The sequence below is a fragment of the Nitrosospira sp. TNL200 genome, from assembly GCF_055386305.1.
On the sequence record NZ_AP041003.1, the window covers coordinates 1,542,263 to 1,558,056 of the forward strand.

A 15,794-nucleotide genomic window follows, 5' to 3' on the forward strand; every position below is an offset into this window, starting at 1 on the left:
CGATGAGCAAAGCGGCGGCGCTCGTCGCCAGCGCTGTTCACAAGCGTTTTTTGGCGAAGGAAACCGGGAAAATCATCCATGCGGTAACGGATGTCTCGCTGCGCTTGTCTTCCGGCACGCTAACCGCCCTGGTGGGCCCGGATGGCGCGGGAAAGACGACATTGCTGCGAATGATAGCCGGATTGCTGAAAGTCGATGAAGGCCAGCTCGAGGTCCTGGGCATCAATGTCGCGCTCGACCCGCAAACCATCCAGGACAGGATCGGATACATGCCGCAACGCTTCGGCCTCTATGAAGATCTCAGCGTCCAGGAGAACCTCGATCTTTATGCCGATCTGCATGGCGTGCCTGCCAGCGCGCGTGCTGCGCGTTACGCCCGGTTGCTCCAGATGACGGGCCTGGCCTCCTTTACCGGCCGCCTCACGGGCAAATTGTCCGGCGGCATGAAGCAGAAGCTGGGGCTGGCCTGCACCCTGGTGCGCTCGCCGGAACTGTTGCTGCTGGATGAGCCCACAGTGGGGGTCGATCCGTTATCGCGCCGCGAGTTGTGGGATATCGTCCAGCAAATGATCGACGAGGAGCATTTGACCGTTCTGGTTACGACTGCTTTCCTGGGAGAAGCAGAGCATTGCGCCCACGTCTTTGTGCTGAACGAGGGCAAGGTGCTGGCGGAAGGCACGCCGGAGGAAATTCGCCAGCGCGCACGGGGCCTGTGCTTCGATGCGGCGCCCCCGCCGGGCCAGCCGCCGCGCATCCTGCAATCGCGCCTGTTCGATGATGCCAGAAGCATTATCGATGCGGTGCCGCATGGAGGGGTGGTCCATTTTGTGCGGCAGCCCGCGGCGGATCAGCGGCATCTGGATGCTTTGCTGGAAAGCACGCCGGTAACGGAGGTGGAAGCGCGGCTGGAAGATGGATTCATGGTGTTGCTGCGCAAGCAGCAGGACATGGACCGGCTTGGTGCGCACGCGGAATCCGGAACCGGGGAAAGAATGGAAAAAATGGAAAGGGTGGAAGGGACGCAAGTAGTGGCAGGGCCGGAGCGGATGGCCGCGGAAGATGAACCCGAGGGCAGGGAAAAAGTGGATGAAGTCGTCATAGAAGTGCGTGACCTGGTGCGCAGGTTCGGAAATTTTACCGCGGTCGACCACGTCTCCTTCTCGGTGCGGCGGGGGGAAATCTTCGGCCTGCTGGGGCCAAACGGAGCGGGCAAGACCACCACATTCCGCATGCTTTGCGGCTTGCTGCCGGCAAGCGGCGGCTTTCTCCAGGTGGCCGGCGTCAATCTGCTGCGCGCGCGGGCCGCAGCACGGCGCAAGATAGGTTATGTTTCGCAAAGGTTTTCCCTCTACAGCGATCTCTCCGTGATGGAAAATCTGGAGTTCTTCGGCAGCGCCTACGGGTTGCATGGCTCGCGGCTGCGCGAACGCATCGCCATCGTGATGCAGCAATTCGATCTCCAGGGCAGAGAAAAATCCCCGAGCGGGCAGTTGCCCGGCGGCTTTAAGCAGCGGCTGGCAATGGCTGTGGGCCTGCTGCACGAACCCGAGATCCTTTTCCTCGACGAGCCCACCAGCGGCACCGACCCGATGAAGCGCCGGGAATTCTGGCGGCGCATCACGGCGCTGTCGGAAGTGGGCACGACGATCGTCATCACGACCCATTTCATGGAAGAAGCCGAGTATTGCGACCGCATCGTCATCCAGGATGCGGGGAAGCTGCTGGCGCTGGGTACGCCGCGAGAAGTCAGGGTGCAGGCGGGAGGAGAAGGCAACCATCTGGACATGGAAGAAGCTTTTATCGGCATTGTCGAGCGGGCACGGCGCACCCCTGCCGAAACTCCCCGAAGGGAAGCGGCCCGGTGAACAAGTCCGATAGCAAACTCGATGGCAGGCCCGGTAGCAAGTCCTATGGCAAGTCCAATGGAGCGTTGTCTTTGCCAAAGCCGCCCGGCAACCCGCCGGAATCGGCGAGCCGGAAACGGGAGGGAGGGGAGGGAGGATCGCGAGGGACAGGAAGGCCGGGAGGATTGTCGGGATTCTGGCCGCGCCTGGCTTCACTCACCCGCAAGGAGATCCGCCAGTTGCTGCGCGATCCCGGCAGCCTTGCTATTGGCATCGGCCTGCCTCTCGTGCTGATCCTTATTTTTGGCTTCGGCCTCTCCCTCGATGTCAGGAACGCGCCGGTAGCGGTTGTGCTGGAAGATCCCTCGCCCATGGCAGTGGACGTCATCGCGGGTATTGAGCTTTCCCCTTATATCTCGCCAGTGGTGGTGATTTCCATGCACGATGCCGAGCGCCTGATGCTGGAACGCAAAGTGGACGCCATCGTGCGTGTGCCGAGCGATTTTTCCCGCGACCTGGCTGCTGGCGATGCGCGCCTCCAGGTGCTGGTGCATGGAACCGAGGCCAGCCGGGCGCTCATCATCCGCAGTTATCTCAACCTCGCGCTAAGCCAATGGACGCAGCGCCAGGCCGAAAGGGGACGAATGGCGGAGCCGGCCGCAGCGGCGGCTTCCCGCACCGGGATGGTAGTGCCGGTGGAGCGCATGTGGTTCAATGCGGCCAACACCAGCACCTGGTACCTCGTGCCGGGGCTGATCGTGCTGATCATGACGCTGGTGGGCGCCTTCCTGACAGCGATGGTCATGGCGCGCGAGTGGGAGCGCGGCACGCTGGAAGCCTTGTTCGTTTCGCCGGTGCGGCCCAATGAAATTCTGCTGGCGAAGATCATTCCGTACTTTCTGATGGGGATGCTCGGTCTGGGGATGTGTCTGGTGGCTGCGCAGTTCCTGTTTGAGGTGCCGATGTACGGGTCGCTTCTGATTCTGCTGGGCAGTTCGATGCTTTACCTGCTGGTGGCGCTGGGAATAGGCTTGCTGATTTCGTCAGTGACCCGCAACCAGTTCCTCGCAAGCCAGGTCGCACTGCTGTCCAGCTTCATGCCTGCGCTGATGCTATCCGGATTCATGTTCGATCTGCGCAACGTCCCGGTGGTCATCCAGTGGATCGGCAAGGCGCTCCCCGCGACTTATTTCATGGAATTGATCAGGACACTGTATCTGGCAGGCAACGTCTGGCCGCTCATCTTCAAGAATTGCGCCATTCTTGCCACGTACGCCATATCGTTGCTTGCGCTGGCGCGCCTGGTCACGCGCAAGAGACTGGATTGACGCCGTGCTCGATTTCCTGCGCCGCATTGCCAGCCTGTGCCGTAAAGAACTGCTCGCCATCTTCAAGGATCCGGCCAATCGGGTAATCCTCATCGTTCCCTCCCTGGTCGAAAGCTTCCTGTTCGGTTATGCCGCGACTTACGACCTGACGAACGTGCCCTATGCCCTGCTGGACCAGAGCGGGGGAATCCATGCGGCCGAGCTCGTAGCCCGCCTGGATGGAAGCGGGGTGTTCCATCGCGCCGCCACCCTGCGGACCCAGAAGGAGATTGCGGATGTGATCGATGCGGGAAAGGCCCTGGTCGTGGTCCAGATCGGGCAGCGATTCGAGCAGCAATTGAATGAAGGCGGGATGGCGCCGGTACAATTGATCCTGGATGCGCGCAACTCCAATACCGCGGGATCTGCCGCGGCCTATATCGGCGGCATCATCGAAGGGTATAACGCCACGCTGCAGAGCGGCGCGGCGCCGCCCCTGCCGCAGATCACCGTCGAATCGCGCGCCTGGTACAATCCCAACCTCGAAACCCGCTGGAACCTGCTGCCCGGGTTGATCGCCTCGCTCAGCATGATTCAGACGCTGATGCTGTCTGCCTTGTCGGTCGCGCGCGAACGTGAAAACGGCACTTTCGATCAACTGCTGGTGACGCCGTTTTCCCCGATGGAAGTGATGATAGGCAAAGCCATCCCCTCCATCATGATCGGCCTGACGCAATCGACCATCGTCATGATGGTCGCGCTATTCTGGTTCAGGATACCCATGGCAGGGTCGCTCGTCACGCTCTATACCGGGCTGACCCTGTTTACCGTGGCCAGCGTGGGGCTGGGGCTGTCGATCTCGGCGGTTTCGGCAAACATGCAGCAGGCCATGCTGTACACTTTCATGCTGATCATGCCACTGATCCTGCTTTCCGGACTGGCCACCCCGGTTCGCAACATGCCGGAATTCCTGCAGATCGCCACCCTGATCAATCCGCTGCGCTTTGCCATCGACCTGGTGCAGCGCGTCTATCTGGAGGGAGTGGGGCTGCTTACGGTCATCCACGACCTGATTCCCCTGCTGATCATTTCGGCGATCACCCTGCCGCTGGCGGCCTGGCTGTTTCGCCATCGCCTTCTTTAGTAATGCATCAATGCCATGTGGCAGATAACGGCGAAACCGGAAGCCTGCATCATCTCTCCGCTTCCATTTGCTTTTTCGATTCGCTGAACTATAAATCAGATGGATGCGGGTCAAGGATAGCGGAGTCAAGCGCAGCGTTGGTACGCATTTCCTGATATTTGCTCCGGGAGGAAGAGAAATCTCCTCCGCAATGCGGAATCCGGATTTTGAACGGAACGGCACGGTGCAAGCGGTAAATAACAGCCAATAGCAGCCAATAACAGTGGGAGAAAGCCATGGAGAAAATTCGCGAAATAACCGAAGTCCATCTTGCACTCCTGGAAAGCTTCCCACCGAAATTGCGCATCACCGCCGTGGGAACCGTCTCGACCGGGGGCTGGACCGATCCGAAGCTCCAGCCTCATGTCTTTATCCAGCCGCCGCCAGACGGAATCCACGATTTCGATTTCGTTGCCGATCCTCCCACGGGTCCAGCACCTCAGATCGTCTCTTCCATTCAGGCCATCTACACCTGGGAAGAGCTGCCCGAAGGGGTGAAGGGTGTGCGTGTTCGCGCGTCCCAAAATGCGAAGACGGCGCAGCTGGATCTGGACAGGCCCGACCGCCAGCCCAATCGTTTTATCCTGGACGATTACGGCGGCGCTACCCGGATCGAATATTATCCGTGCACGTTCGATTCTCTGGGGGAAGAAGAGGTGGAAGCAGCAGCGAATGCCCGTCTCGAGTACCAGGGCCCGGAAGGGCATTTTGTATTTCGCGGGGAAGAGATTGGCCAGGAACAGAATATTCTCGGTTTGCTTGTTTCCGTGGTGCTACAACCCAACGCCGATGCTGGCGGCCTCGATTTCGCGCTGCTCCTGCCACCCGTTCATCTCCGCGGCCAGGCGCGGCAGGCGTTTCAAACCATAGGGATAAAAATACGAAGCAGGGGGCGGGTAATCCATCCATCCGGAGCGGAGCTTGCCTATGAGGTAGTCAATCTCGAAGGCGTGGCGGAGGATATTCCGATACTTTAGGTTTCATGAAATACCGCGTGGCACAGCAGAAAATTCAAGAAAAACAATGGAGCAATATGCGATGACTTCAGAGGAATATCTTCAGGAACGGCTCGATGACCAGATCAAATGGTATGACGACAAAAGTTCATGGAATCAGATGTGGTACAAAAGGCTACGCGCTCTCGAGATTCTTTTTTCAGTCACCCTGCCGTTTCTGGTCAGCCATATCGCCGGGGACAGTGACATGCTCAAGCTTCTCACGGGAGTAATGGCCGTTGCCATAGCGCTAATTGCGGGTCTGGTCACACTGTATAAATTTCAGGAAAACTGGGTTGAATACCGGGCGACAGCCGAAACCTTGAAACATGAAAAATATTTATATCTTACCCAGAGTGCCCCTTATGATGGAGACAATGCATTTCACCTGCTGGTAGCGACAGCCGAATCCGCAATGTCGAAAGAGAATGCGGCGTGGTCCCAGGTATTTAAAGAAAGACAAAAAGACACAACAGGAAATAGCGAAGCGGGTTGATGTGCGCGCACCAAAGCAGCCCGCAATCCAATGATTTGTAGTAGTCGCGACTTCATCTGACAGTTACCCGATTTTACTGCAACCCTTATGGGGCGGGGCTTTGCGAGCGGTCTGCCTTGTCAGGCTCCTGGCGAAGGGAATCAACCATTCGCGTCGTCGCCTTTCGCGCATCCCATCCCGCAAAACCACCGCCGCGCCAGCGGAGATTTATTCAGCGCTTCCTTAGAATCCTAGTTCACCCTGCCCCTGAGGATTTACCGCAACTGACCAAAACTTATTTGCCAATGGATACCGACTGGCGACCAGCAAGCGATAAAGCGGCTGGTTCTTTATTCCGGTAACAAGTTTCTGATCTGTCGAAGTAAAAAATCCCAAGTCCGCTACTTTTTGCTTCCAATATTCGTATATGTTTTCGCGGATTTTACCGCGTGAACCCGTTGTGTCGACATTTTCTCGCCATCCAGGAGCTAAGGCATCAAAATCAGAATTTTCCGATATGAGATTCATATCGAGATTTCGTTGAAAATCCATGGCGCTGCAATGAATTAAAAGGTCAATGTGACGCAGTGCGGATAGCGCTTTGATCAGTCGAAAATCGAGCGATATGAGATTGTATGGATCAACAAATGCGAGATGAAGGCCACAAGGATTTACAGCTGACGCCATCTTTTTCGCAGCTACGGTCGCGGAAGCGTGAATGGGGAAAACTGGCGCACCGAGTTTTTTCAGCCGGGCAGTGCAGGCAGCGAGACTTTCTTCATCAACATCCGATATATACACGCCAGAGAAAGGCGCTTTGCTTTGCACGCTAGCTTTCCAAGCTGCTATAGCACTGCCATCTATCCACTCTCCTGTTGTTTTTATTCGTGATTTTCCTGTTGCGCAGAAGAGGTCGAAATAAGCCGCCCCACCTTGGTGTTCTCCGATAAATTGCCTTCTGGCCGCTTGCGAGATTTCAAGGTATCGCAACAAGTACATATGCTTTTCTTTTGCCCACTCATCTATATCATCATTGGCCAGATGCCCATCGTCTCCCTTAATTAGGTTCATCGTTTTTACGTATTTTCTTGTTACTCACAAAAAATCGTCAAGCCGGCATCAATAAATGCTTCCCGTTGTTATGCTGGTCATAGCGGTTCACGCCCGGTCAACCCGTCACCACGAGCGGCAACCCGGAATCTTTATTATCTCACCACACTACATTTTTTATGGATCAAAATACCCTCGAATGAGGGAGAGGGGAAAGAAAGAAAACCCGCCGAAGCGGGTTGAAGGAGGAGTTCCCGTTGGTATGAATATCAGCGGGAGCATCAGTATCCGAAAGGGATTAAAATCGGATACCTGGCCCTGCAAGGGTACAGGGCACAATCATACTGCCACAGTGACATGTCGCCTGTGTGACAGATTCAAAAGCAGATATTAGAATTGCTGAGCTAATACAACTTAACCCTATACAAGGTGCCTTACCGTACAGAGTGCCTTTTAGCTCGGTGTATGCCGCACCGGGCTTTTCGTTAAGGAAGCGATACCATGTCAAGGAGAAAGCGCTGTGGTGATGCGAGCTTATCAGATTAAATATATTGGAGGAAACCATGAGTGATCAGGCTATCTCGGATGGAATACCCAGGATGACATTACTCGCAGGTTTGATATGCGGATTGGTTGTTTTTGCTTACTCGCAAGCAGCCACCGGTGCCGGTGGAACCCCTCGCGCTGCTGATGCTGGTGTTGCTTCCGGCGGGGCTGCTATTGGCGGAACCATCGCTGGTGGTGGAGCTGCCGGAGCTGGTGTAGCCGCTGGTGCAGCTACGGGAGAGCGATCGCGCGGTGGTAACGAAGGCGGCGGCATGTCGAGCGGTATGCCCGGATTGGGCGGCGCCGCTAGCGCGCCAGGCGGGGCAGTTTCCCCAAGTAAAAAGGGACCGCCCGGTATGGCAGGTTCCAATGCATCCGGGCGATCTCCGGGACAGGAAAATCCATCAACGCTTCCAGGTGGGAGAAGAGGATATTAAGGAAGCGCTGAACAAATTCTCACTGAGCGCGTTGCTGGTAAAATCGGGATGATCATAAGGCGCGCGACGCAGGTCGTAGCCGGGACTACGATGCCAACGAGTGCTGCGCCATGGCTCCCCGGAGCGTGGCCCGAGGGGCCCCCGCGAAGCGGGGATCGGGCAGCGGGCTTAGAGTGCGCCAATGTACATATGGGGCGCCAGCATCCCGCTACGGGGTCGCATCTTCCTTTCGGAAGACACTGCTCCGCCCTGCGCGGTCGCACCATTCGCGTCGTCGCCTTTCGCGCATCCCATCCCGCAAAGCCGCCGCCGCGCCAGCAGAGATTTATTCAGCGCTTCCTCAAGTAGTGCAAACTTACTGTGATTTGCTCGGCAAATTTGGGCATTGCTCCACATAATCAATCTGCTGTGGCATCCGCTCGCGCCATTGGTTATCACTCATGTTCCGCACAATTTTCGAACAGAGGATTTCGGCCCAGCGGGCTGGCCCAGGCCAGACCAGAATATTCGAAGTATCGGCAGTTATGTTCGGAGCATCGGCAGTTATGTTCGGAGCATCGGCAGTTACGAAGAAGCTCCCGTCGGGTGCAAGCGCCACCGCGCTAATTTTCCTGTTTTCATGGCCAGAAAAGCGTTCACCAATCCTGACGTATTCGACGCCATCCCATAATTGAACTTGTCCATCGCTTCCACCCGTGAGGATTAACTTGCCATCCCTGCTGGTGCCTATGGAAGTCAGTTTCACGGAATTCATGAACCCCAGGCGAAGATTAAAATCATCCCACTTCTTCAGGGCGGAGCTTCGAGACTTTGCCAGGGCTGAGGACTCCCATTCAAGTACGCTTCCATCCCGTCCGGCTGAAAGCAGCCATTGCGATTCGCTTCGGGAAAGAGACATGACCGAGTCTGAGTGTCCCGTCAATATCCATTCAGAACCAGGTGTTTCAATATCCAGTATGCGTATACCTATAGAAAAATCCCCAACCGCAATATATTTTCCATCATTACTGAAGCCGACCGCATACAGCTCGTTCTCCGATGGCGCATCGAATTTTCCTTGACGTTCTCCAGTCGCAGCATCCCAAAGGCGTACCGTGCCATCCTTGCTGCCCGCTACAAGCGTTTTACCATCGGGTGACACTGCGATTGAGCGAATGGGGCCCGCATTGTCTTTCATATCGATGGCGTTATAAGTTGTATCCCAGCGCTTGACCACACCATCGTCGCCACCCGAAACGAGAATCGGCCGATTCCCGGCCTGGACATAAGCCAGACCGTGGACTGCTCCTGTATGGGCAGGCCAAATCGAAAGCGGTGGCAGAGATACGGGCAGGGGGCTTATCGCCGGCCGCTGCCAGAGATAAACGTTGCCGTTTTGATCACCAGCAGCGATCAGCTCGCCATTGGGACTTATGGCAATAGCTGTTATGTTGCCGCGGCCCGCCGCAGGCAGTGATGAGTCGAGCGCCAACTCCAGCTGGGCAAATGAGAAACCGGGAGTTTTTTCGCCCCAGATACGTATCGATCCGTCCTGTCCTGCAGATGCCATTTGATCGCCTTCCGGGTTAAATACCACTCCGAGAGCCATGCCGCCGTGCTTTCCCAACCTCCCATCCGTGATCAAATCAAACTCGGGAGGAGAAGAAGCCGCTTGCGATCCACCTCCGCAATGATGGTGATAACCTACCTTAAAAAGCAGTATGCTGCCATCTGCGCCCGCAGCGGCTATGAATCCGCCTCGATCAGCGGCAATATCGTTTATCTTTACATCCTGGCTTTTCGTCTGCAGGATACGGCAGCGTTCCTCGACATTCCAGCCTATGATGCGTCCATCATCGCCGGTCGATAAGAGTATGGAGTTGCTGAAAGAAGGGAATACGAGCCGCTCGATCAATGCATCATGCCCTTTAAATTCCCTGGGCTGCGGATTGGCTTGATCGAAGTCCGCTACGTTCCATACCCTGACAATCGCATCCTCGCCCCCCGACGCGACCCAACGGCCGTCGGAGCTTGCCGCCACCGCTACAACCTCCTGTGCATGAGAGATGTATTGCATCGCGCCGCTTGAGACGTTGAGTTTCCGCAGCATCCTGTCGCTTCCGCCCGAGATCACGAATTCGGCTCGAGGTTTCCCGCCATAGGCCACGCTTGTGATATTACTGGGTTTGCCCCAGAGATCCTGGCTGGACCATTTTTGCACAATCCGGCGCTGTGTCACATCGAACACACAGACGAGACCGCGCCCTGTTTCTCCATCGATGCGGGCGTATCCCGCCGCCAGCCGGGTGCCGTCGCTATTGTATGCGAGCGTCCACACCGATTCCGTAGGCGGCTGCTTACAATCCAATTTGCCGGTTTCACTAAAATCTTTCGTGTCGATCAGGCGGATCATCCCATCCTCGCCACCGACCGCGAGTATTTGGCCGTCAGGGCTGTAAGAAAGCGCCGGCGTGGGTGTTGAGCCAGTCAGGCTCAAGAACTTGCGTAAATAACTGTAGATATCCAAAAGGGTGTGAAGAAGTACCAGGCTTTCTGCTTTGATTGGCAATATTCCCTTTTCGCTCAAACGATAGGCTGCAAGTCCCTGAGACAGGATTTCTTTAAATGGCTCCGAGCCAACGGGCAGGTTCGATCGCCCTTCGGCGAGGCGAGATGTGGCGATGGCAGTAGCCATACCCTGCTGCGCCTTCTCGGCCTTCTGCATCGCTTCCTCGGTCTTCTGCGTCGCCTCCTCGGTTCTCTGCTTCTCCCTTTCAGCTTCGTTTTTTTGCTGCCATCCCCACCCGAAAAGGAGAATACTTAAAACAGCCGCGCCCACTGCAAGATTTCGCCGATGCCGGGCAACTTTGAGGCTTCGATGGGCCAGGTCTCGCTGGCGCCGCAATTCTTCGCCGCGGGCATGTTCTTCGTCGCGCTCGGCTTGAGCCTTTGTGGCTAGGCGCTCCTGCTCCAGTTGTTGCTCCTTCATCCTGCGTTCATCTCGCGTCTTCCGGACCACGGATACCAGCCGATCGTGTATCAATTCCACCCGTGCGGTATCCATATGGTGAGCGATTCGCAGCAGCCGATGCCGGTCAGTGAGTGCGGACAGCTGTCTGGGAGTCAGTTTATGTTCAGTAAGCGCTTCATCCCTGGGATAGTCGCCGCGGAAGTGGTCGCCCTGGATCAGGTGGTTTTCGATAAAAAGAGCCGCATCCGGCGGACCTTTTACTTCCGGATCATTGAGAGCATCCTGGTAAAAATTATCGAGAATATTTTGACCCACATTCAGGACGAGTTCCTTATCGATCAAGCCGCCGGCTGTTCGGCGCCGATTCAACTGAGAGCAGCATAAGCTCAGGAGCACAGGCTCGATGACCATACTGGATGTGCCAGCAGCTTCTGGCAGGTGATCGAGTTTTCCCACGAAATCGACAATGCTCTCTGCCGCATCCTTGTCGAGCACAGCGCGACCAGAGCGCTCCACCGCCTCGATTGCACATGCGCGCGACATCGGCTCCAGCCGTAAATAATTACGCAGTAACGAGGGTATCTTTTGTTCCCATGTCCGGATGTCGGGCAAGTAATCTTCGCGGAATGACAGAACGATGCGATAGTGCTGGGATTGGAGGTTCAGCCGCGGCCGGAGGATCCCGGTTATGTCGTTCGCAATTTTTTCGGGAATGCGATTCTCGACCAGGTTGGCAAGGCCATCGAAGACCTGCTTTATCAGTTCGACATTGCCGCCACTACGCGAAAACAGTTCTTCAAACTGATCGAATACAAGTACCGGCGTTAAGGGAAAATTATCCGTGCTCCACACCTCCATATCCTTGCGGTGCAAAAATTCCCACAGGCCTTCATCATTCGCTGGCGCGGGATATTCCGCCTTTGCAGCATCGAGCTCCTCCATGAGCCGCTGCATCGCTTGTGCAAATGGCGCAGCAGTACTTTCATTGGAGAAATTCAAGCGCAGGTGAACGGGAAGACAGTGCTCGGCCCTCAGCAAGGGATAAAGCCCGGCCTGCAGGAGTGAAGTTTTACCCAAGCCTGACTTTCCATACACGACCGTTAGCGGTGCCAGCCGAATGAGCCGGAGGAGTTCCTGGGCCTCTTCGCCGCGGCCATGAAAGAAATCCTTCGAAGCTTCGTCGTAGGCGGCTGGACCTGGCCAGGGATTTTGCAAATTCAATGCAAGGGCTTCCGAATCGGAAGATCCGGAAGCACTGGATGCGGAAACGCTGTCATTCCTGTCTGGCATAGTCATGACAATCTGCCTTCACGCCGAACATCACGCAACAGATCCGTTAGCCTCTTCCTGAGTTTGTCGTCTGGTTGCCCTTCGGGCGCGTGGGCGAAATCCTGGATGTCCGTCCAATCAAACGGAACGCGATGATAAGCTGTGGGTTGAAAGTCCTGATCCACGATTATCGGGATGATGAACGGCCTGCCTCGAATTGCTTTCTTTCTTTCACTTGCCTCTCCCCATTCCCGATAGAAATATGCCTCATCCAGAGCGTCGGCCTTATGCGAGATGAGGGGCAGAAAATAGTGGCAGTTGAGAATGCCGTCCCGAATACGCTCTGGAAAATCATCTCCAGGCTCAATGGAATCATGATCGAACCACACATCGCCCTCGCTGGCCGTCATGTCGAGAAGCGCCTTGTATAGTTTCTCGGCGCTGAACTGATCCGTACGCCGGCAATAGCTGATAAAAAATGTCGGCTTGCGGGGGATAACCGGGTTCGCGACGAGATCGGCGGTTGTTTTGCTACCGCCATATTTTTGTGTCCAGCGACGGTGTAATTCAGCGACAAACTCGACTGGCGATATATCTGAAATGATCTTTGTGCCGCCGCCATAGCTATTGAGAAAGCAGGTGAAACCTTCCTCTGGTTGCGGCTGCTCGATTAACCATGCTTTTCTAAGACTGTCACTTCCAGATAACCGTGTTCGGTTGGCAGCGCGAAGGAAGAACCGGCTTAGCCATTCGGGAAAATTGCAACCGATCAGCAGTAAATTATTAGACCGCAATTCATCCAGAAATCTTTTATGAGTTTTTTCACCGTTGACAATGAGATCGTGAGCGTATTCCAGCATATCTTCATCATGAATGGCAAACATGGGCGCTGCCCGCGTCTTGCCAAAAAGGTAGAAGAGCTGGGCTTCTTCCCGCCTTTGACGCCAATCGCCCGGTAATTCTCTTGGTAGTTCGCCGGTTAGCGAATGAATGATTTCATTTACCGCGGTACGGTGCTGTTTCAGGCTTTGTGAAAGAAGCTCGTCTATGGTGAGTGTTACGAAGAGGCGAAAGTCCGTGATCTGCGCCAACTGATGGAGAGGCTCCGGTATGTCAGCGTCTTTGGTAACACTGTTGATGGCGTTGTTTACAAAATCATAAAGGTCGTCCATTGGGACCTGACCCTTTAACAGTGACACCGCCTCATTCAGTTCGCGGAATGGCGGCAGCTGTATCCCGCCGGCATCCTTGCCGCAATCGTGCAATAAGCGAGTGGCAACCTGTGCCTGCAATGAAGTCTGGCCGTCGGGTCCGACAAGCAGCCGAGGACCGATGATCGGGATGACCGTATTTTCCCGCATCTTGTTCATCAATATATTCCACCATAATTCTTCCATCATATCCTTTCTCCCCCTGATCCTCTTGCCCGGGATTTTCCTCCCATCTGTCCATGCCGTCTGCAAGGCCGATGAATGCGTCGTCCAGCCATTATCCAGCAGTCACTGCTTGAACGCGACCGCTTCAACCTGAAGCCGCCCTGTAGCGAATCCGCCATATTAGATAAATGTCGAGTACGACGTAAAATCTTTGTGGATCATGGTTCTGCATTGGAAATGAGCGGTCAACTGCCGGATTCAGATTGAAGCTCATCCGCGCTCGAATGGCTCAGGAAGATGCTGGGCATGGTTTACCCAAGTTCGCTGATATTGATCCATGTTACCCGCCCGGTCCTGCTCTTGATCTCGTTGTACATATGCTCGGTGCCTCCGGGGCCATCGCCCTTGCTGCCGTCCCACAGGCAAATGAAGCGCACCCTGTTCACTCCAAAGGCGAGGGCGGTGTAAAGCAGCCACAGGTTGCAGCGTTCAAAGGAAGTCACATCCCCGGGCGAAGGGCTAAGCTCATCCGGCATGATGCGCGGCGGATTGCTGGCGTTTTCCTTCAATGCATAGTAGCGCTTGCGCCACTTGTCGCCGTTGGCGGAAGGCAGGATGGAGCGCTGAATGAATTCGGGTTCTGGCAATGGCAGCATCATTTGCAGGCGAGTGCCCCGCTCGCGGCAGGCTTCAAGGAACAGAATATCGCCGCCGCTCGCGCCCTGGGCCAGCGCGATATCCCCGGAGCCCGCCTCCAGGTCCTCTATTGCGGCAGCAATCTTTCGCCTGGCCGCATCCTCCTTCCTTGGAGGAAAGCGCGGAGCAGGGCGGCCGGGCGCGTCCATCATGTGCCCGCTGAACAGCAATACCTGCCGTGGCTGCCAGCACTCCTCGGGCCTGACCAGTTTTTGCAGCGCGCGCGTGAAAGTGGCAATGCCGGTCTCGACAGTCTGAGAACGAAAGCCGAGGTCCTTCAGCAGTTGCAATTGCGCGCAGCTGGAATTGAGCGCGAACCAATCCTTGTCGTTTTTCGCGATGGTTTCCTTATAGGCGGCCTTGACCGTATCCGGCGTGCCCATGAGCACTTCAAGGTCACCCAGGGTGGCCTGCGACCAGAAATGTAGCGACTCGCGTGGTTCGCACCCGGCCGCAAAACGGACTGCGCCGGCCATGAGTCCGATATCGTTGTCATAACGTGCTTCATGGGTAAGATGGCGATACAGATGCATCAGGGTCAGCGCATTGATACCGGAATAATAATGAGCGGGGTTGCGGCGGTAACCGCTGGCATAGCTCTCGATGGCGCACCGGAGCAGCGCATCATCATACGCGGCATCCTCCCTCATCTGCTCCGGCGTGGCGCCCGGCCGGTGCCATGCGGCAATCCAGGCATCCTTGTCCAGCCTGCCCAGCAGCGCCCAGGTTTCGGCGTCGTCCGGATATTCATCCAGTACATTGCGATAATGCGCGCGAGCCTTATCCAGGGAGTAGGCTGGTATTCCGGCAAGCGCCAGCCGTTGCAGGCAGATTCCCTTTTCCTGCAAGCCTGCAAGGTTCCGGGGTTCGATCGCCAGGCCACGTTCGAGCTGCTCCAGCGCGAAATTGAAATGCTCGGTTTTACGCAGGGCCGTACCCGCCGCGATCCACGCCTCCGCGCGAAAGGCCGCCACCGGGGCCTCGTCCGCAAGCACCAGCATATTTCCGATCAACCGTGCCTTGCCTGCCAGGAGGATGCGCTCTTTCCAGGCATCATGCCGCTGCCAGAACTCCTGCACTTCACCGATACGCAGCGACTTCCAGTCCGGCTCCTGCAGGTTGGGCAGCAGGTGATAGACCGGACTTTCCTTGCGGCCGTGCCAGGACTCCATGGTTGCCTCGGCCATTTCGGTGAGGTGGCGCCGGTCGTTTTGCAGCGTGGCAGGATCCACGGCGCCGTCCGCGATGCCGTAGCGCAACTTGCGCTGCGTGTAAAGATCGAAGGCGGCAGGAATGCGGCCGCCGCAAATCAATAGGATGCCGCGGGCGCGCAGCGCATGGCGCACGCCAAGCTCATACCAGACATTGGGGTTGTCGATGGTGAGGTCGGCCACTACGAGGTCGGCTATCAGCAGTTCCTGGAACATGTCAGTGATGATGTTGCCGGCGCGCTGCTCCTCGTCTGCGCGGAAGACTTCCAGTCCTGCCATTTCCAATGCAGGCTGAATGTATTCAGCATAGACGCGATTGAAGTCGATCGACTGCCCATCGGGGCCGGGTTTGCTGCCGAAGGGCATCGCAACGAAAGCGTGAGGCTTCATGATATCTATCCCGGGTCGGAATTAAGCGGCGCCTATCCTCGTGATAGGGAAAATCTGCCACCTCC

Annotated in this window: 11 protein-coding genes; 7 read left to right on the forward strand and 4 right to left on the reverse strand. The window is 56.3% G+C overall.

Features of this window, described 5'->3' with window-relative positions; all coding sequences use genetic code 11:
- Positions 1-2 precede the first annotated feature (2 nt).
- The 5 genes from ACZ5CE_RS06860 to ACZ5CE_RS06880 all read left to right on the forward strand — a co-directional run bounded on the left by ACZ5CE_RS06860 (position 3) and on the right by ACZ5CE_RS06880 (position 5,825).
- A complete protein-coding gene (locus ACZ5CE_RS06860; protein ID WP_464577197.1) occupies positions 3-1,865 on the forward strand; it encodes an ATP-binding cassette domain-containing protein in 1,863 nt (620 codons plus the stop codon).
- Complete coding sequence (locus ACZ5CE_RS06865; RefSeq protein WP_464577199.1) at positions 1,862-3,172, forward strand: ABC transporter permease; 1,311 nt, start codon at positions 1,862-1,864, stop codon at positions 3,170-3,172. The genes ACZ5CE_RS06860 and ACZ5CE_RS06865 overlap by 4 nt, the downstream gene beginning before the upstream one ends.
- A gap of 4 nt (positions 3,173-3,176) precedes the next feature.
- Positions 3,177-4,295: an ABC transporter permease gene (locus ACZ5CE_RS06870; protein WP_464577201.1), complete on the forward strand. Its 1,119-nt coding sequence runs from the start codon at positions 3,177-3,179 to the stop codon at positions 4,293-4,295.
- A 275-nt stretch (positions 4,296-4,570) separates the two neighbouring features.
- A complete protein-coding gene (locus tag ACZ5CE_RS06875; RefSeq protein ID WP_464577202.1) occupies positions 4,571-5,311 on the forward strand; it encodes a hypothetical protein in 741 nt (246 codons plus the stop codon).
- A gap of 46 nt (positions 5,312-5,357) precedes the next feature.
- Positions 5,358-5,825, forward strand: coding sequence for a DUF4231 domain-containing protein (locus ACZ5CE_RS06880; RefSeq protein WP_464577203.1), 468 nt, complete (start codon positions 5,358-5,360; stop codon positions 5,823-5,825).
- A gap of 222 nt (positions 5,826-6,047) precedes the next feature.
- On the opposite strand, the gene tcmP is transcribed toward ACZ5CE_RS06880, so the two are convergent.
- Positions 6,048-6,875: a three-Cys-motif partner protein TcmP gene (gene tcmP, locus ACZ5CE_RS06885; RefSeq protein WP_464577205.1), complete on the reverse strand. Its 828-nt coding sequence runs from the start codon at positions 6,873-6,875 to the stop codon at positions 6,048-6,050.
- A gap of 612 nt (positions 6,876-7,487) precedes the next feature.
- On the opposite strand from tcmP, the gene ACZ5CE_RS06890 reads away from it, so the two are divergent.
- Together ACZ5CE_RS06890 and ACZ5CE_RS06895 are read left to right on the forward strand one after the other, a co-directional pair.
- Positions 7,488-7,619 carry a hypothetical protein gene (locus tag ACZ5CE_RS06890; protein ID WP_464577206.1) on the forward strand — a complete coding sequence of 44 codons (132 nt, stop codon included), beginning with the start codon at positions 7,488-7,490 and terminating at the stop codon, positions 7,617-7,619.
- 6 nt (positions 7,620-7,625) lie between these two features.
- Entirely contained in the window at positions 7,626-7,889 is a 264-nt protein-coding gene (locus tag ACZ5CE_RS06895; protein ID WP_464577208.1) for a hypothetical protein, read from the forward strand.
- Positions 7,890-8,192: 303 nt separating this feature from the next.
- Here the strand turns inward: ACZ5CE_RS06895 and ACZ5CE_RS06900 are convergent, their stop codons facing one another.
- From ACZ5CE_RS06900 to ACZ5CE_RS06910, 3 genes are all read right to left on the reverse strand, one after another.
- Positions 8,193-12,083, reverse strand: coding sequence for a WD40 repeat domain-containing protein (locus ACZ5CE_RS06900; RefSeq protein ID WP_464577210.1), 3,891 nt, complete (start codon positions 12,081-12,083; stop codon positions 8,193-8,195).
- Positions 12,080-13,228: a toll/interleukin-1 receptor domain-containing protein gene (locus ACZ5CE_RS06905; RefSeq protein WP_464577212.1), complete on the reverse strand. Its 1,149-nt coding sequence runs from the start codon at positions 13,226-13,228 to the stop codon at positions 12,080-12,082. The genes ACZ5CE_RS06900 and ACZ5CE_RS06905 overlap by 4 nt, the downstream gene beginning before the upstream one ends.
- A gap of 515 nt (positions 13,229-13,743) precedes the next feature.
- Positions 13,744-15,729 carry a tetratricopeptide repeat-containing protein gene (locus ACZ5CE_RS06910; RefSeq protein ID WP_464577214.1) on the reverse strand — a complete coding sequence of 662 codons (1,986 nt, stop codon included), beginning with the start codon at positions 15,727-15,729 and terminating at the stop codon, positions 13,744-13,746.
- Positions 15,730-15,794: the final 65 nt, after the last annotated feature.